The organism is Limnohabitans sp., from assembly GCF_044361645.1.
Taxonomy (GTDB): domain Bacteria; phylum Pseudomonadota; class Gammaproteobacteria; order Burkholderiales; family Burkholderiaceae_C; genus Limnohabitans_A.
Genome location: NZ_JBIKIL010000077.1, coordinates 1 through 17743, shown reverse-complemented (window position 1 = coordinate 17743; position 17743 = coordinate 1). Strand labels below are relative to the sequence as shown.

Here is a 17743-nt window from a genome sequence, read left to right as displayed (position 1 = left end):
GCGGTCTCTGACCGCGATGGCTGCCCGCAAAACACCACGCCCTGAAATTTATCGGCTCAGCCGCACCACCGCATCAGCCCGTTGGTGCAAATCGGGCAGCACGTTCAGCATCGCGGTCAGAGAACGCTCCTACACGACAAATTCAGCATCGCGGTCGGAGACCGCTCCTGCACGACAAGCCACCCTTCTGGACCCAGGTGCACGCTTTTGTGGGAGCGGTCTCTGACCGCGATGGCTGCCCGCAAAACACCACGCCCTGAAATTTATCGGCTCACCCGCACCACCGCATCAGCCCGTTGGTGCAAATCGGGCAGCACGTTCAGCATCGCGGTCGGAGACCGCTCCTACACGACAAGTTCAGCATCGCGGTCGGAGAACGCTCCTACACGACAAATTCAGCATCGCGGTCGGAGACCGCTCCTACACGAGAAGTTCAGTATCGCGGTCAGAGACCGCTCCTACATGACAAGTCACCCTTCTGGACCCGGCATCGCGGTCGGAGACCGCTCCTACACGAGAGGTTCGGCATCGCGGTCGGAGACCGCTCCTACACGACAAGCCACCCTTCTGGACCCAGTTGCACGCTTTTGTAGGAGCGGTCTCTGACCGCGATGGCTGTCCGCAAAACACCACGCCCTGAAATTTATCGGCTTACCCGCACCACCGCATCAGCCCGTTGGTGCAAATCGGGCAGCAACTCCAGGCCCAAGCCCGGCTTGTCGTTCAGGCTGATCATGCCGTTCTTGACCTGCGGCAGCTCGGTCACCAGCTCCTTGTACCAGCCACTGTAAAAAGCGCGCACGCTCTCCTGAATCAAGGCATTGGGCGCATGCAGTGACAAATGCGTGGAGGCCGCCCACACCACCGGGCCGGTGCAGTCGTGCGGGGCCACGGGCAGTTGCCAGGCGTCGGCCATGGCAGCGATTTTGCGTGCTTCGGTCAGGCCCCCGCACCAACTCAAATCGAGCATGGCCACGCCACCCACGCCGGTTTGCAGATAGTCCTTGAAGCCCCATTTGTAGCTGAGCGTCTCGCTCGCGCAAATCAGGGCTTTGCAGTCCACCGCATACTGTTTGAGCAAATCGAGGCTGTCCATGCGGATCGCGTCTTCGTGCCAAAAGGTGTCGAACTCTTGCAGGGCACGTGAGATTTTTTGCGCCATGGGCAGGCGCCACAGGCTGTGAAACTCGACCATGATGTCCATCTTGTCGCCCACCGCTTGCCTGATTTTTCGAAATGGCTCCAAGGCTGTGTTCAGGTCTTGCGGGCTGATGTACTGGCCATGCGACTTTTCTGCGGCCACGTCAAAGGGCCAAATTTTCATGCCGGTGATGCCTTCAGAAAGCAGCGACTCGGCCACCTCGTCGGCGCGGTGCAAAAAGCCTTGCAGGTCTTCGTACGGCCCGGCACCTTGGCCCAGGCCCCAATTGCTGCTGTTCTGGTTAACGTTGCTGCGGATGTACTGGTAACCCGCGCAGGTGTTGTAGACGCGGATTTCATCGCGGCTCTTGCCGCCCAACGCGGTGTAGACCGGCATGCCAGCGGCTTTGCCAAAGATGTCCCACAGCGCGATGTCGACTGCCGAGTTGCCACGTGTCTCCACCCCGGAGCCGCGCCAGCCCAAATAGCCGGTGATGTCGCGCAAGCGCGACTCGATGGCCAGCGGGTCTTGCCCCACCAGTTTGGGCGCGACCCATTCGTGCATATAGGCCTCGACCGCTTGCGCGCCCATGAAGGTTTCGCCCAAGCCCACCAGGCCTTCGTCGGTGTGCAGGCGCACCCAGATGATGTTGGGAAACTCGCCCAAGCGGATGGTTTCGAGTTGCGTGATTTTCATGGCAGCAGCCTTTTCAGTCGTTAAAAAAGCCCCACAGTGCTTGGCTGTGGAGCTTGGAGGTTCAGCAACAAAGGCGTGCGCGAAGGATCAACCGCCGCGTGCCTTTTTCAACTCGTCTTGCACCACCTTGATGGCGTCAGCACCGATCGAGTCTTTGTGCTTGTCGTACACCGAAGCGACTTTGGCACGGATGCGGTTTTGCTCAGCCGCGCTGACCTCGTTGACTTGCATGCCTTTGGTCTTCAAGCTGGCCAAAGACTTTTCGTTCAAGCTGCGGTTGGCCGCACGTTGCACTTTTTGCCCTTCCATGGCGGCTTCACGCAACACCGCTTGCTCTTGGGGGTTGAGCTGGTCCCACAGTTTCTTGCTGTACAAAACCAAGAAGGGGGTGTAGGCGTGGCGCGTCACGCTCAGGTACTTTTGCACCTCATTGAACTTGGACGTTTCAATTGTCACAAAGGGGTTTTCTTGGCCGTCAATGGTCTTGGTCTCCAAGGCGGTGAACACCTCACCAAAGGCCATGGGCACGGCATTGGTGCCCAAGGTCTTGAAGGTGTCCAAGAAGATGTTGTTTTGCATCACGCGCACTTTGACGCCGTCAAAGTCTTCCAGCTTGGTCACGGGGCGCTTGCTGTTGGTCAGGTTGCGAAAACCGTTTTCCCAGTAAGCCAAATTCACCAAGCCCACGGCTTCGAGTTTGGCATTGAAATATTTGCCTGCTGGGCCGTCGAGCACAGCGTCAGCCTCTTTCTCGTTGGCAAACAAGAAGGGCAGGTCAAACACCCCCAGCTCTTTGATGATGCCCACCAGCGGCGAGCTGGAGGTGCACACCATCTCTTGGGTGCCTGCGCGCAAGGCTTGGGTGGCAGGCAAGTCGCCACCTGCTGCACCGCCCCAGAAGGCGGTGATCTTCATCTTGCCGCCGGTCTTGGCGGCCAGCACTTCCTGCATTTTCTTGACACCCACACCCACCGGGTGGTCTTCGTTCACACCGTTGGTGAACTTGATGTTGCGCTCGGCAAATTGCGCCATGGCGCCAGAAGCCAGCATGAATGTGCCCGCGATCAGGGCCACCAAATTTCTGCGTTTGAACATGACTTTCTCCATTTAAAAAAAACACACAGGGTTACGAAATCAACTCAACATCCACTGCATAGGCACCATCACAATGGCCGGAAAAGCAATCAACAGCGCCAACACGCCCAGTTGCGCCAAAAAGAATGGCATGACGCCTTTGAAAGCGGTGTCCATGCTGATTTTGGCCACGCCGCACACCACATTGAGCACCGTGCCCACGGGTGGCGTGATCAAGCCGATGGCGTTGTTCATGATGAACAAGACCCCAAAATACACCGGGTCAATGCCCGCCTTGAGCACCAAAGGCATCAGCACCGGCGTGAGGATGAGCACCGTGGGCGTGAAGTCCAGCGCAGTGCCTACCACCACCACCAAGAGCATGAGCACGACCATCAGCAAGGTCTTGTTGTGCATGAGTGGCTCCATCATGCGGGCCACCTCGGCCGGGATGTTGGCCACCGTGATCAACCAAGCGCTGACCATGGCAGCTGCCACCAAAAACATGATGACCGAGGTGGTCTTGCCGGCGGCCAATATCAGGCCATACAACTTGGACCACTGCAATTCGCGGTACACGAAGGCCCCAACCACAAAGCTGTACACCGCCGCCACCACCGCCGCTTCGGTGGGCGTGAACACGCCAAACTTCATGCCGCCGATGATGAAGACCGGCAAGCCCAAGGCCAACACACCTTCTCGGCTGGCCTTGATTTTTTCGGCCAAAGGCATGCGGGGCGCAGGCTGCACGTTTTCGCGCCTGGCCACCCACCACCAAGTCATGCCAATGGCCACGCCCATCAAAATGCCTGGCACGATGCCAGCCAAAAACAGTTTGGTGATCGACACGTTGGCCGCCACACCAAAAATGATCATGCCGATCGACGGCGGAATCACCGGGGCAATGATGCCGCCCGAGGCGATCAGGCCCGCCGAGCGGCCCACGTTGTAACCGGCCCGCTTCATCATCGGGATCAACAGGGCGGCCAAGGCCGCCGTGTCAGCCACCGCCGAACCCGACAAAGAGGCCATGACGACCGCCGCCATCACCGCCACATAGCCCAAACCACCACGGAAGTGCCCGACCCAAGCCATGGCCAAGTTCACAATGCGGCGACTCAGACCGCCCGCGTTCATGAACTCACCGGCCAACAAGAAAAAAGGCACGGCCAGCAGGGGGAAATTGTCCGCACCGTCCACAAAGCGTTGCGCCAAAATCTGGCTGTCGAACGTGTGGATCATGCCGTTGCTGGCCATGTAGGCCATCAAACACAAACCGCAAATCAACAGCGAATACGCCACCGGCACGCCCAGGGCCATGGCACCCAACAAACTGAACACAAACACAGCGACGGTCATGCGCGGCCCCGCACATCTGGCTCGATTTCGGCCATCACCGCCTTGTCTTCAGAGTCCACCACGTTGACCAGTTCAGATTCCGCCAAACGCCCCGTCAGCAACAGCACCAATTTGTGTACGTTCATGATGCCCATGACGGCAGCCGTGACGTAACCAATACCGTAAACCCAGATCATGGAGATGCCCACCACCACCGAATAACTGGTCACCTGCAAATCGTGCATTTTCCAAGTGCCCAAAAAGAACAAGGCATTGCACAGCAGCATCAAGGATTCACTCAAAAACAAACACCATTTTTTGCCCCTCAGGGACAAGCGCCGCACCAAGGTGTCCACGCCCAAGTGGGTCTTGTCACGCATGGCCACCATGGCCCCGATGTAGGTCAACCAGATGAAACAGTAGCGCGACATTTCGTCCGAGATCGAAATGCCAGAGTTGAAACCGTAGCGCAACAGCACATTGCCAAACACCATGAACACCATGGCGACCATGCAGGCCACCACCAGAAACTCCAGCAATTTGAAAAAGACGTTGATGGTTTTTTGCATGCTGATGGGCCCGTTCATGCCAAAGCCTGGGGGTTTGGCTTTTGGGCCCGTGTCTTGGATTTGATGCGCGTGGCCTCGCCGGACACCACCGGCAACTTGCGGCGCGAGGCCAAAACCTGCTCAATGTCTTGGCGAGCCCCCTCGATCAAGACCAGGGCCGCTCGCTCGGCCTTGGCCGGGTTGTGGGCGATCACGGCATCCAAGACCGCACGGTGCAAAGGCAATGAATTTTTAGAGCCGTCCTGGATGCGGGTTGAAATTTCAAAGCTGGTGCGCAGCAAGGCATTCAGGGCCTTGCTCATCTGCACCAACATGCGGTTGTGCGAGGCTTGCAGCATGCCTTCGTGAAAACGCAGGTCGTGCGTGACGTAATCACCCCCCTCATGCACCGCCAGTTTCATGCCCGCGAAAGCGGCTTCAATGTAAGCAATGTCTTCGGGCGTGGCGCGCTCAGCGGCCAAACGTACGGCCGCTGGCTCGACCACGCGGCGCAGCTCTTGCAGGTCTTTTAAAAATTCGGGCGTCAAGCCGCAGCGGGCTTGCCAAGCCACCACATCCGGGTCAAACCAATTCCAGTGCGCATCGGGCAGCACACGTGTGCCCACCTTGGGGCCTGTGGAGAGCAAACCTTTGGCCACCAGAGATTTGATGGCCTCGCGCACCACCGTGCGACTGACGCCCAGCTCTTCACACAAAATCGGCTCGGGCGGCAAGCTGGTGCCCACGGCATAGCGACCGGCCAAAATAGCCTGACCCAATAGATCTAGGCTGGTTTTATGGAAATTTTTTGTCATCGAGGTATTGCTTTGGAGCCGCCTATCATATGATGATTGGAGGCCTGTGACGGACTCTGGTAAACCCTAGCTTGCGTCTTCTTCGCGTCAAGGGTTTGCCCGCATGTCGCTCGCATTACAAAGGCCGCTTGTTTTTCTATCATCATACGATAGGATTTTCACCATCTGTTTTTCCGACTCACCACTTGCAGAAAGACCCACCATGAGCAACCCGCCCGGCGACAAAAACGGCAGCCCTCCCCGCAAGAAACCTGAAGACCTGCGCAGCCAGCAATGGTTTGGCCGCCAAGACCGCGATGGCTTTGCTTACCGCAGTTGGGTCAAGGGCAAGGGCGTGCCGCACGACCAATTTGACGGCCGCCCCGTCATTGGCATCTGCAACACCTTCAGCGAACTGACGCCCTGCAACTCGCACTTTCGCACCCTGGCCGAGCAGGTCAAGATCGGCGTGTACGAGGCCGGGGGCTTTCCGCTCGAGTTTCCGGTGATGTCGCTGGGTGAAACGCTCTTGCGCCCCACCGCCATGCTGTACCGCAACCTGGCCAGCATGGACGTGGAAGAGAGCATCCGTGGCAACCCCATCGACGGCGTGGTGCTGCTCATGGGCTGCGACAAAACCACCCCCAGTTTGTTGATGGGCGCGTCCAGCGTGGGCCTGCCCACGATTGGCGTGTCAGGCGGCCCCATGCTGAACGGCAAATGGCGCGGCCAAGAACTCGGCTCGGGCACCGGCGTGTGGAGCATGAGCGAGCAAGTGCGCGCGGGCACGCTGAAACTGGCCGACTTCTTTGAGGCCGAAAGCTGCATGCACCGCAGCCACGGCCACTGCATGACCATGGGCACCGCCAGCACCATGGCCAGCATGGTCGAGGCCCTGGGCATTGGCCTGCCCGGCAACGCGGCCTACCCGGCGGTGGACGGCCGCCGCAATGTGCTGGCCCGCGACGCCGGCCGGCGCATTGTCGAGATGGTGCACACCGACCAAACCATCAGCCAGGTGCTGACCCGCGAAGCCTTTGAAAACGCCATCCGCACGCTGGCGGCCATTGGCGGCTCGACCAATGCGGTGATCCACCTGATTGCGATTGCCGGACGCTTGGGCCTCAAGCTCACCGTGGACGACTTCGAGCGCCTGGGCAGCGAGCTGCCGTGTCTGCTCAATTTGCAGCCGTCTGGTGAACACCTGATGGAAGACTTTTGCTACGCCGGTGGCCTGCCTGTGGTGATGAAAGAGATCGAGCACCTGCTGCACAAAGACATCGTCACGGTGAGCGGCAAGACCGTGAGCGAAAACATCGCCAGCGCCGTCAACTATGACCCGCGCGTCATCAAAACATTCGCAGCCCCTTTCAAAGAAAAGGCCGGCATCGCCATCTTGCGCGGCAACCTGGCCCCGCGTGGCGCGGTCATCAAGCCCAGCGCCGCCACCCCCGCGCTCATGGTGCACACCGGGCGTGCGGTGGTCTTTGAAGACAGCCACGACTTCCACAAACGCATCGACGACGAAAGCCTGGATGTGGATGAAAACTGCATCTTGGTTTTAAAGAACTGTGGTCCCAAGGGCTACCCCGGCATGGCCGAGGTGGGCAACATGCCCTTGCCGCCCAAAGTGCTGCGCAAAGGCATCACCGACATGGTGCGCATCTCGGACGCCCGCATGAGCGGCACGGCGTATGGCACCGTGGTGCTGCACACCACGCCCGAAGCCGCTGCGGGGGGCCCGCTGGCGGTGGTGCAAAACGGCGACATGATCGAGCTCAATGTGCCCGAGCGCAAACTGCAGTTGCTCATCAGCGACGAAGAGCTGGCACGCCGCTTGGCGCTGTGGGAAAAGCCTGCACCGGCCATGAACTCGGGCTACTGGAAGCTCTACATCGACCATGTGCTGCAAGCCGACGAGGGCGCGGACATGGACTTTTTGGTCGGCCAACGCGGCTCGGCCGTGCCCAAAGACAACCACTGATGGGCCGTTTTTCTTTTCACCGCAGACCGCTTTTTTGTAGGAGCGGTCTGCGACCGCGAAAAACATGCCCGCAGACCCCACTCCTTGGGCAAACGGGCATGACACGCCATCACCTGCATCGCCAACGGGGTGGGCTGCACCAAAAAATGCACACCACTCTGAATAAACCAAGGACATGAACATGCGTATTTTGATCACCGGCGGTGCCGGATTTTTGGGCGCACGCCTGGCCCGCGAGATTTTGAAGCGTGGCCAACTCAATGGCCAGACCGTGACCGAGTTGGTCATTGCCGACATGTTCCCCGCGCCCGCCGACCTGCTGGCCGATCCACGCGTCAAGGGCCATGCAGGCCCCATGCTGGAACAAAGCGATTTGTTCAAAAGCGGGTTTGATGGCGTGTTCCATTTGGCCTCGGCCGTCTCGGGCGAGTGCGAACTCGACTTTGACCTGGGCCTGCGCTCCAACGTGGACAGCAGCCGTTTGTTGCTCGACAGCATCCGAGCTTCGGGCAAAGTTTCACGCTTGGTGTTTGCCAGCTCGGTCGCGGTGTTCGGGCCCGACGCGGCCAACCCCATGCCCGCGCTGGTGGCCGATACCACTTTGCCCTCGCCCCAAACGTCCTACGGCACGCACAAGCTCATCATCGAGCACATGGTGGCCGACTACACCCGCAAGGGTTACATCGATGGGCGCGCCGCGCGCCTGATGACGGTGGCCGTGCGCCCCGGCAAGCCCAACGGTGCCGCCTCGTCGTTTTTCAGCGGCATCATTCGCGAGCCCCTGGCAGGCACGCCCACCACCTGCCCGGTGGACGACACGGTCACCCACCCCATCTCCTCACCCGGCACCACGGTGCACGGCCTGATCACGGTGTTCGAGGCCAGCCGCGAAGCCATCGGTGGCCGCATGGCCCTGAACCTGCCGGGACTGAATGTGAAGGTCAGCGACATGCTGGCGGCACTGGAAAAGGTCGCCGGGGCTGCCGTGCGTGCCCGTGTGAGTTTTGTCAAAGACGAGCGCATCGCCGGCATCGTGGACAACTGGGCCAAGGGCTGCACCTTCGAGCGCGCACACGCGCTGGGCTTGCGCGCCGACACCAGCTACGAGGCCATCATCGAGCAGTACATCGAGGACTGCAAAACCCGCCCCGGCTACCCGGCCGAGGCGCTGAATGGTTTGAAGTGAGCTTGCAAAAAGGCCGCCGCGAGGCTGTGGCGTGGCCGCCTTTTTCGATGCACCAAGGGTGCAATGTCTAAAAATGCGTGCTGATCGCCCCGCTGATGCGGCCATCGTCTTCGATGATGGCCATCCAGCGCCATTTGTCAAAGGTGGTGCAGGGGTGAGAAATGCCCAGGGCCACGCGGTCGCCCACCTTTGGCCAAAGGCCTTCAGCGTCAAACACCATGTGCGCGTGCTGGTCACTCAGCGCCTTGACTTGCCAAGACTCGGGTGTGCTTTGCACCGCATGCTGACCGCTTTGGCCTCGTGCCGCCCAGCGCACCGGCATGGGCATGCACTGGTCAAACGACACATCGCGTCGCCCCGCCGTCAAGATGGCCAGCCCCGCCTCGGGCACCGACTGCACCTGGGCCCAGACCTCCAAGGCCGGCAGCAGCGAAGCGCTCAAGCCCTCACGCGCCTCCACCAGCTTGAGGTAGCGGGCATAGTTCCAGTGGTCATGCGTGACGTAGCAGCCCGAGCGCAACACGCCTTGCACCGGTCGGCTTTTCACCTGCAGCTTGAGCATGGGGATGACCAAATCAAATACCGCCGATCCGCCAGCCGAGAGCAGCACCTGGTCGTTGCCCCAGAGGTTTTGCGCATCGATCGATTGCACCAAGGTGTGCACACTGCGCACCAAGGCACTCACGGCTTCGATGTCGTGGGCGCTGTCGCAGCGGCCCAGCCCACCCTCGTAACACTCCACGCCGCCCAAACTGACAACCGGCGAGGCCGCGATGGCCTGCGCCAAAGCCAAGGCCTGATCGTGCGTGCGGCAGCCGGTACGGTAAGCGGCAATGCCCAGTTCCAGCAGCACGTCCCAGCAGCGGGCATTTCCTCGCCGTATGCCCCAATCCACCAGGGCCTGCAACTGCGCCAGCGAGTCCACCAAAAACCAAACGCGGGCTTTGGGGAATTGGCGCAACAACAAGTCCAACCCATCCAAGTCGGCATCCGACACAAGCTGGTTGGCGATGATGGCGCGCTCGGCTCCGGCGGCCAAACCCACGCGCAGTTGGTGCACGTTGGCAAAGGTCAGGCCCCAAGCGCCCGCCTGCAGCTGCATGCGAAACAGCTCGGGCGACATGGTGGTCTTGCCGTGCGGTGCCAGGGCCACGCCTTTGCGCTGCACAAAGTCCTGCATCCAGGCCAGGTTGTGCGTGAGCGCCGTGCGGCGCAGCACGGCCACCGGGTAAGCCAATGCATCATCCAGCAGGTTCCAGCTGCGTGCGCCCAGCTGCGACACCGCGCAGGGCTCGGCCGACAAGGGAAATCCTTTGCAGTCCGCATTCAATACAAAATCGTGTGCCATGTCTCGATGCTCCATTCGTGTCGTAACCCGTTTTGCGATGATTCTCCCACCGTGCGCAGCCCCTTGACCGATTGATTTCGCATGACGCTCACCCACAAAAACTTCGACGTCGTCGCCTTGGGCGAAGCCATGGTCGAGTTCAACCAGACCAAAGACCAACAGCCCGATGAGGCTGCGCTTTACCTGCAAGGCTTTGGCGGCGACACCAGCAACGCCGCCATCGCCGCTGCCCGGGCCGGTGCGCGGGTGGCTTACCTGAGCCGGCTGGGCACAGACCGTTGGGGCGAGCGCTTGATGGACCTGTGGCAGCGCGAGCACGTTCACACCGCCACCGTGTTGCGCGACGCCCAAGCGCCCACCGGCATGTACTTTGTCAGCCACGATCCGCAGGGCCACCACTTCAGCTACGCACGCGCTGGCTCGGCTGCCAGCCGCATGCAGCCGCAAGACCTGGCGCATTGGGGCGACACGCTGGCGCAAAGCCAGTGGTTGCACCTGTCGGGCATCTCGTTGGCCATTTCCGCCTCGGCCTGCGACACAGCGTTCGCGGCCATGCAGCATGCACGCAGCAGCGGCACCCGTGTCGCGCTGGACTCCAATTTGCGTTTGTCGCTGTGGCCACTGGCCCGGGCACAGGCCTGCATCCGGCAGGCCGTGGGCCTGTGCGATTTGTTTTTGCCCAGCCTGGAAGACATGACCGCGCTCACGGGCCTGACACAAGCGCGCGACATCATCGCCTGGGGCCACGCCCAAGGGGCGGCGCAGGTGGTGCTCAAACTCGGCGCCGACGGCGCACTGGCCAGCGACGGCCAGCACCAGCGCCGCTTGCCCGGGCATGGGGTCACGGCGGTGGATGCCACGGGCGCGGGCGATTGTTTTGCAGGCAACTTGCTGGCGCGTTTGTCTGCAGGTGACGACCTCTGGGCCGCCACCGCTTATGCCAACGCTGCGGCGGCCTTGTCGGTGCAGGGCTTTGGCGCAGTGGCCCCGCTGCCTCGGCCCCAAGAAGTGCTCAGCCTGCTGCAGGCGACCATGGCCTTGCAAGCCCCCATGAATGCAGAAAGTTCGCCCCCATGAACCTGCGCAGACCCTTGATCGCCATCGACTGGGGCACCTCCTCGCTGCGCGGCGCGCGGCTGGGCACCAGCGGGCAGGTGCTTGAAGCGCGTGAATTGGCGCGTGGCATCCTCAGCGTGCCGCCCGGTCAGTTTGAAGCGGTGTTCCACGAACTGTTTGGCGACTGGCTGCAAAGCCCCGACGCCCTGTGTCTGATCTCGGGCATGGCAGGCAGCCGCCAAGGCTGGCAAGAAGCGCCCTACTGCCCCTGCCCCGCAGGCTTTGCCGAACTGGGCCAGCACCTGCTGTGGCTGCAGCCCGGGCGCATCGCCTTGGTGCCGGGCCTGAGCTGTTGGGGCACAGACACCCTGCACACCCCCGACGTGATGCGCGGCGAAGAAGTGCAAATTTTTGGTGCCCTGCAACTGACTGGCCGCGACAGCGCCCTTTTGGTGCTGCCCGGCACACACAGCAAATGGGTGCAGGTGCAAGGCGGGCGCGTCACCCGTTTCCAGACCTTCATGACCGGCGAGGTGTTTGCCCTGCTGAGCCAGCACTCGATTTTGGGCAAGACACTGGACCTCGGCAGTGCTTTTGACGACAGCGTTTTTTTGCAAGGCATTGCGCGAAGCCAGCAAGCGGGCAGTGTGTTGCACCACCTGTTTGCGGTGCGCACGCTGGGCTTGTTTGAACGCCTGAGCGCGGCCCAATTGCCCAGTTATTTATCGGGCCTGCTGATCGGTGAAGAGCTGCGTGCTCAGACCCATGCCCATACCCAGCACAGCGCAGGCCCTGTCATGGTGATCGGCAGCCAAGCCCTGACGCTGCGCTACACCTTGGCCTTGCAACACCTGCGCATCCCCTGCCAAAGTCTGGGGGCCGAAGCCACTTGGGCAGGCCACTTCGCCCTGGCATCGTCATGCTGACAAGCCAGTGCGCGATCGCGGCGTGGACGCCACTGCTGCAGCAAATCCGCCCAACTTCTTTTGGAGCGGCTTGCGGCCGCGATGGGTTTGCTGGGGCACTTTCGCGGTCAAAGACCGCTCCTACCCAGCTTCGAGCCAGGAGCGGCAACACAGCGCGATGGCTCCTGGGGGCCCACGCCGTGGGCGATGGGCGTGGCACACGCCTTGAAACATTCACCAAGATCCAACCATGACACAGCCCTCAAACCCCGCCTCGATCCTGGCGCAGGCCATGGCCCAATTGCCCTTGATCGCCATCTTGCGCGGCCTCACGCCCGCTGAAGCACCGGCCATCGGCCAAGCGCTGGTCAGCAGCGGCTTTGCCATCATCGAGGTGCCTCTCAACTCGCCCGAGCCCTTGCACAGCATTGCCACGCTCACCCGGCTTTTGCCCAGCACCTTGATCGGCGCAGGCACGGTGCTCAGGGTGCAACAGGTCAAGGAGGTGCACGCCGCCGGAGGCCGCCTGATCGTCTCGCCCAATTTCAACCCGGCCGTTGTGGCGCAAGCACTGGCCTTGGGCATGGTGGTGTTGCCCGGCGTGGCCACCCCCAGCGAAGCTTTTGCCGCCCTCGATGCAGGTGCGCACGGCCTGAAACTGTTCCCGGCCGAGATGCTCTCGCCCGCCACAGTCAAAGCGCTGCGGGCCGTGCTGCCGACCACAGCCGCCTTGATGCCGGTGGGCGGCATCACGCCCGACAACATGGCCGCTTACCTGGCGGCCGGGGCCACAGGCTTTGGCCTGGGTTCGGCCTTGTACGCGCCGGGGCGCAGTGCCGAGCAAGTGCATTTGACCGCGCAAAACTTTGTCAACGCTTTCAGGGGCTGAAGGCATCAAGCCCGCTCGCCCAAGCGCCCTTCCCTGAAATCCGCCAAGGCTTGGACGATTTCTTCTTTGGTGTTCATCACAAAGGGGCCGTATTGCACGATGGGCTCTCTCAAAGGCTGACCCGCCACCAAGATGACTTGGGCGTCTGCACTGGCCTCGATCACCACACCATCGGCCTGCGCCGTGTTGGCCAAAATCGCCATGCGTTGCAGCGGCACCGCGCGGCCCCCTATGCGCACCTCACCCCGGTACACATAGACAAAGGCGTTGTGGCCTGCAGGCAATGTTTGCTCAAAACGTGCACCCAGCGGCATGTGCACATCCAGATAGACAGGCTGCGTGATCTCGCGGCTCACCGCGCCCTGCACGCCGTGGCTGCTGCCTGCGATCACCGTGACGGCCACGCCTTCGGGCGTCTGAAACTGCGGCAGTTGCGCGTTTTGAAAATCGCGGTACCACGGCGCGTTCATCTTCTCGCTGCTGTGCAGGTTCAGCCAGAGTTGAAAGCCCTCCATCACCCCATCGGCTTGCTGCGGGATTTCGGAATGGATCACGCCCTGGCCTGCGGTCATCCATTGCACGCCGCCGTTTTGCAGCAGGCCTTCGTTGCCCGCGCTGTCGCGGTGCAGCATGCGCCCGGCAATCATGTAGGTCACGGTTTCAAAGCCCCGGTGCGGGTGGTCCGGAAACCCGGCGATGTAGTCGTCGGGCTTGTCACTGCCAAAAGCGTCCAGCATCAAAAACGGGTCAAGCCGGTGCTGCAGGTCTTGCGTGAGGATGCGGCTGAGCTTGACGCCCGCACCGTCCGAGGTGGCCTGGCCAGTGACCAAGCGCTCGACGGTGCGTGAGAGGCTCACAGCGTGTGGGTTGGCGACATGGGGCACATCCGCTCCTTTTCAAAAAACCAAACGATCAAGCTGGGCGGTGCAAGGCACAGATTTTGTTGCCGTCCGGGTCGCGCAGGTAGGCCAAATAAAGCTTGCCCATGGGGGTTTCGCGAAAGCCAGGTGGGTCTTCGCAGGTGGTGCCGCCGTTGGCCACACCGGCGGCGTGGAAGGCATCACCCTGCTCCGCAGATTTGACCGCGAAACCAATCGTGCTGCCGTTGCCGTGGCTCGCGGGCTCGCCGTTGATGGGCGTGGTGATGGCAAAAGTGCCCGTGGGGCTGCGGTAGAAATAGCGCTTGTTGTTGGCCACGCCCGGGCCATAGCCCAAGCTGCCCAACACAGCATCGTAAAACTTTTTGGAAACTTCCAGGTCATTCACACCCAGCATCACATGACTGAACATTGCGCTCTCCTCATAGACCCGTTGCCGGGCAAAATTGTTGAGCCCTCATCGTAGCGGATACCGGACGGCCTGGCCGCGTCAAGACTTTTTCAAGACCCCTTCAACGCCTGCCAGCGTGCGTGCGCTGGCCCTTGCAGATCGGGCGGCAGCTGGTGTTTGGCCTGCAGGTAGTGGTGGGTGTAGACGTCCAGATAGGCCTGCAGGGTGTCGGCCGCATGCGCTTGGCCCGCCAATTCCAGACACAGCGAGGCCACCTCGCTGGTGCACAAGTGATCACCTCGCCTGGATCGGCGCAACTGGTAACGCGAGACCTGCTCGGGCTTCAGGCTGAGCACCGGCAAGTGGTTCAGGTAAGGGCTTTTGCGGAACATCTTGCGCGCTTCGGGCCAGGTGGCGTCGAGCAAAATGAACAGCGGGCGCTGGCCAGTGGGCCAGTTGTTTGACAGGCTGGGCTGCGCATGCACCACCCGCTCGGGCGCCACAAATTCGCCCGGAAACACCACACACGGCTGCCACTGCGGATCGGCCAGCAGCGCCAGCAAGGCCGGGTCCACCTCGGTGCGGGCCCAGCCAAAGGCAAAGGTGTCTGGCACCACATCGGCGATCAACCAGCCGGTGTTGCTGGGCTTGAGGGGTTCGATGTCGGCCATGAGCAAACACATGCCCACTGGCGTGGCCACCTCAGGGCGCAGTGCGCAGATGCAGTGGCTGGGCACCAAGCGGCAGCCCGGGCAGCGCTCGCCCTTGATGCCGCCACGGGCCATGAAAGGCTTGGCGCTGCGCGCCAGGCGCTCGGTGCGCAGGCGCGAGACGGCATGGGGCGCACAGGCTTGAACTGGCAAGGCCAGGCTCATGGGCATTTCAAAAATAAGCGCTCAGACCGCAGGCGTGGCCATGCGCAATCGCCGCGCCGCTTCTTCGTCCCGCGCATCGTCGATCTCGCGCAGCACGGCTGCCATGTCCACATCGGCCGTCGAGCGCTCAAAAAGGCCGGTGAGCGCGGTCTCGTTGCTCAGCAAGCCGGCTTGGTACAGGCTCCAGATTTCGGGGCCGAAGTCGGACTTGAGCAGCGCGGGCGCAAATTGCCCAAAAAAATCGCGCAGATTGCCCACATCGCGCAGCAGCATGCGCTGGGCGTGGTTGTTGCCTGCTGCGTCCACAGCCTGCGGCAAGTCGATGATGACCGGCTCGTCCACCCCGGGCAAGTCGCCCTCGCCGGGGATGTGCGCCAACAAAATATTGAACTCCGACAAGTCGCCATGCACCACGCCCGCGCACAGCATGCGCACCACTTCGCCGATCAAGGTGGCGTGGTGTTGCAATGCTTGCGCGGGGGTGAAGGCCACATCGTTCAGGCGCGGCGCGGCGTCGCCCTGCGCGTCGGTGACCAGCTCCATGAGCAGCACGCCGTCAAAAAAGTTGAAGGGCCGGGGCACGCGCACGCCAGCAGCGGCCAGGCGGTAGAGCGCATCCACCTCAGCGCTTTGCCAGGCGGCTTCTTGTTCCTGGCGGCCAAACTTGCTGCCCTTGGCCATGGCGCGGGCCGAGCGCGAGTTTTTGACCTTGCGGTTTTCGGTGTAATCCACCGCCTGCCTAAAGCTGCGGTGGGTGGCCTCTTTGTAGATCTTGGCGCAGCGGGTCTCGTCGCCGCAGCGCACCACAAAGACCATGGCCTCTTTGCCACTCATGAGCTGACGCACCACGGTGTCGATCAGGCCCTCTTCAAGCAAATTTTGCAGTCGGGGGGGTGCTTTCATGCCACGGCTTCAGTGCTCAAGCAAGGCCCAACCGGCGTGCTGCTTGGCCTTGTTGTTTTCGTATTCCCAGGCCGCGCCGCAGCGGTCGCAGCGGTAGCGGGTGAAGCTGGCCTGGCCGTTGCCCCGGTCTTCGCGCTGGTGGGTGCCTTGCACCAGTTCGGCGTGGCCAGGGGCTTTACGCCAGTGGCGCTGAATGCCAGCGCAGGGTTCGCACAAGGCCGTTGTGTTCGGGTTTGCAGGGGCAGGGGCGGTCGTGGTCATGGTTAAATTCTTAGACAATGCGGAATCGGGCGATGCTGCCATTGTCGCTGTACCGGCCTGCCTTCTGGCGACAGGCTGATGGGGGTCGCTGTGGCAGCATCGTTCAAGCGTTCAAAACCCACCGGAGACCGGACCATGACTTCACCTCCCTCAGTGACCAACACCCTGTCATTTGGCTTGCAAGGCCGCGTGGTCATCGTCACCGGTGCGGCCAACGGCATCGGCGAGGCCTGCGCCCGCCGCTTTGCCGCCGAAGCGGCCCATGTGGTCTTGTCCGACGTGAACAGCGAACGCGGCGCTGCCGTGGCCGCCGAGTTGCGCAGCCAAGGCCACAGTGCTGGCTTTGTGGCCTGCGACGTCTCACGCAAAGCCGATGTGCACGCCCTGGTCGACCATGTGCTGCAGGCCTTTGGCCGCGTGGACGTGCTGGTCAACAACGCGGGCATTTTCAAGGCGGCCGACTTTCTGGACGTGACCGAAGAAGACTTCGATGCGGTCATCAATGTCAACATCAAGGGCTCTTTTTTGATGGGCCAGGCCGCAGCCCGCGCCATGAAAAGCACCGGGGGCGGCGCGATTGTCAACATGAGCTCGGTCAACGCGGTGCTGGCCATTCCGAACATCGCCAGCTACAACGTGAGCAAAGGCGGCATCAACCAGCTCACCCGCGCCATGGCTTTGGCACTGGCCGACTTTGGCATCCGCGTGAATGCGGTGGCCCCCGGCACCATTGCCACCGAATTGGCCCGGCAAGCGGTGCTGACCAGCGAAGCGGCCGAGCAGAAAATCATGATGCGCACCCCCATGAAGCGCTTGGGCGAACCCGATGAAGTGGCCAAGGTGGTGGCCTTTTTGGCCAGCGATGCGGCCAGCTACATCACGGGCGAGATCGTCACCGTGGATGGCGGGCGCATGGCGCTCAACTACACCGTGCCCGTTTGAAAAAATCTTGCGAAAAATGGCATTGATGAAGACCTCGACCGAGACCGACCATCACGATCTGGAGACCTGGCTAGCCCAGGAGCTCTGCGTGCACGCGCGCCTGGAGGCCGGGGTCGGCCCCGGTGTCGCCAGGCCCGACCAAGTGGCCGGCATGACCGGCCTGCAAGTCATGCAAGGCCTGCTGAATGGCGAACTGCCTTATGCGCACATGGCCAAAACGCTGAACTTCATGCTGATCGAAGTTGGCCCGGGCACGGCCACCTTTCAGGGCACGCCCAGCTTGCAGCACCTGAACCCACTGGGCACCGTGCACGGCGGCTGGTTTGCCAGCTTGCTCGACTCGGCCCTGGGCTGCGCGGTGCACACCCTGATGCCGCCAGGCCGGGGCTACACCACGGCCGACTTGAACGTGAAACTGGTCAAAGCCATCACGCCCAAAGTGCAGCGCGTGCGGGCCATGGCCAAAGTGCTGCACTGCGGCCGCCAGCTGGCCACCGCCGAGGCGCGCTTGATCGGGCCAGACGGCACGCTTTA

The 17743-nt window shown here is 61.9% G+C and carries 18 protein-coding genes; 7 read left to right on the top strand and 11 right to left on the bottom strand.

Going from position 1 to position 17743, the window contains the following annotated elements; genetic code table 11:
* Positions 1-643 precede the first annotated feature (643 nt).
* From ACIQ39_RS12650 to ACIQ39_RS12630, 5 genes are all read right to left on the bottom strand, one after another.
* Positions 644-1837, bottom strand: a complete 1194-nt coding sequence (locus ACIQ39_RS12650; RefSeq protein WP_396434964.1) for a mandelate racemase/muconate lactonizing enzyme family protein — start codon at positions 1835-1837, stop codon at positions 644-646.
* Between the two features lie 87 nt (positions 1838-1924).
* Positions 1925-2932 (bottom strand): TRAP transporter substrate-binding protein, encoded by a 1008-nt coding sequence (locus ACIQ39_RS12645; RefSeq protein ID WP_396434963.1) that lies wholly within the window; start codon positions 2930-2932, stop codon positions 1925-1927.
* Positions 2933-2971: 39 nt separating this feature from the next.
* Positions 2972-4270, bottom strand: a complete 1299-nt coding sequence (locus tag ACIQ39_RS12640; RefSeq protein WP_396434962.1) for a TRAP transporter large permease — start codon at positions 4268-4270, stop codon at positions 2972-2974.
* A complete protein-coding gene (locus ACIQ39_RS12635; protein ID WP_396434961.1) occupies positions 4267-4836 on the bottom strand; it encodes a TRAP transporter small permease in 570 nt (189 codons plus the stop codon). The genes ACIQ39_RS12640 and ACIQ39_RS12635 overlap by 4 nt, the downstream gene beginning before the upstream one ends.
* The gene (locus tag ACIQ39_RS12630; RefSeq protein ID WP_396434960.1) at positions 4833-5612 is read right to left on the bottom strand and encodes a FadR/GntR family transcriptional regulator; all 780 of its coding nucleotides are present in this window, start codon (positions 5610-5612) and stop codon (positions 4833-4835) included. Before ACIQ39_RS12630 ends, ACIQ39_RS12635 begins: the two co-directional genes overlap by 4 nt.
* A 202-nt stretch (positions 5613-5814) precedes the next feature.
* On the opposite strand from ACIQ39_RS12630, the gene ACIQ39_RS12625 reads away from it, so the two are divergent.
* Positions 5815-7575 carry an IlvD/Edd family dehydratase gene (locus tag ACIQ39_RS12625; protein WP_396434959.1) on the top strand — a complete coding sequence of 587 codons (1761 nt, stop codon included), beginning with the start codon at positions 5815-5817 and terminating at the stop codon, positions 7573-7575.
* Positions 7576-7756: 181 nt separating this feature from the next.
* Positions 7757-8761 carry a D-erythronate dehydrogenase gene (gene denD, locus ACIQ39_RS12620; RefSeq protein WP_396434958.1) on the top strand — a complete coding sequence of 335 codons (1005 nt, stop codon included), beginning with the start codon at positions 7757-7759 and terminating at the stop codon, positions 8759-8761.
* 67 nt (positions 8762-8828) lie between these two features.
* On the opposite strand, the gene ACIQ39_RS12615 is transcribed toward denD, so the two are convergent.
* The gene (locus tag ACIQ39_RS12615; RefSeq protein WP_396434957.1) at positions 8829-10109 is read right to left on the bottom strand and encodes an alanine racemase; all 1281 of its coding nucleotides are present in this window, start codon (positions 10107-10109) and stop codon (positions 8829-8831) included.
* 81 nt (positions 10110-10190) lie between these two features.
* On the opposite strand from ACIQ39_RS12615, the gene ACIQ39_RS12610 reads away from it, so the two are divergent.
* From ACIQ39_RS12610 to ACIQ39_RS12600, 3 genes are all read left to right on the top strand, one after another.
* Entirely contained in the window at positions 10191-11186 is a 996-nt protein-coding gene (locus ACIQ39_RS12610; RefSeq protein ID WP_396434956.1) for a sugar kinase, read from the top strand.
* Entirely contained in the window at positions 11183-12091 is a 909-nt protein-coding gene (locus ACIQ39_RS12605; RefSeq protein WP_396434955.1) for a 2-dehydro-3-deoxygalactonokinase, read from the top strand. The genes ACIQ39_RS12610 and ACIQ39_RS12605 overlap by 4 nt, the downstream gene beginning before the upstream one ends.
* Before the next feature lie 229 nt (positions 12092-12320).
* The gene (locus tag ACIQ39_RS12600) at positions 12321-12959 is read left to right on the top strand and encodes a 2-dehydro-3-deoxy-6-phosphogalactonate aldolase (protein WP_396434954.1); all 639 of its coding nucleotides are present in this window, start codon (positions 12321-12323) and stop codon (positions 12957-12959) included.
* A 5-nt stretch (positions 12960-12964) separates the two neighbouring features.
* On the opposite strand, the gene ACIQ39_RS12595 is transcribed toward ACIQ39_RS12600, so the two are convergent.
* The 5 genes from ACIQ39_RS12595 to ACIQ39_RS12575 all read right to left on the bottom strand — a co-directional run bounded on the left by ACIQ39_RS12595 (position 12965) and on the right by ACIQ39_RS12575 (position 16267).
* Positions 12965-13843 (bottom strand): pirin family protein, encoded by an 879-nt coding sequence (locus ACIQ39_RS12595; RefSeq protein WP_396434953.1) that lies wholly within the window; start codon positions 13841-13843, stop codon positions 12965-12967.
* Between the two features lie 28 nt (positions 13844-13871).
* Positions 13872-14249, bottom strand: coding sequence for a VOC family protein (locus ACIQ39_RS12590; RefSeq protein WP_396434952.1), 378 nt, complete (start codon positions 14247-14249; stop codon positions 13872-13874).
* Between the two features lie 89 nt (positions 14250-14338).
* Positions 14339-15103, bottom strand: a complete 765-nt coding sequence (locus tag ACIQ39_RS12585; RefSeq protein WP_396434951.1) for a tRNA-uridine aminocarboxypropyltransferase — start codon at positions 15101-15103, stop codon at positions 14339-14341.
* A 21-nt stretch (positions 15104-15124) separates the two neighbouring features.
* Entirely contained in the window at positions 15125-16006 is an 882-nt protein-coding gene (locus tag ACIQ39_RS12580) for a PA4780 family RIO1-like protein kinase (RefSeq protein WP_396434950.1), read from the bottom strand.
* 9 nt (positions 16007-16015) lie between these two features.
* Entirely contained in the window at positions 16016-16267 is a 252-nt protein-coding gene (locus ACIQ39_RS12575; RefSeq protein WP_396434949.1) for a hypothetical protein, read from the bottom strand.
* A gap of 135 nt (positions 16268-16402) precedes the next feature.
* Between ACIQ39_RS12575 and ACIQ39_RS12570 the strand changes: the two genes are divergently transcribed.
* The gene (locus ACIQ39_RS12570) at positions 16403-17209 is read left to right on the top strand and encodes an SDR family NAD(P)-dependent oxidoreductase (protein WP_396434948.1); all 807 of its coding nucleotides are present in this window, start codon (positions 16403-16405) and stop codon (positions 17207-17209) included.
* Between the two features lie 25 nt (positions 17210-17234).
* On the top strand, positions 17235-17743 hold a 509-nt coding region (locus tag ACIQ39_RS12565), incomplete at its 3' end, for a PaaI family thioesterase (protein WP_396434947.1).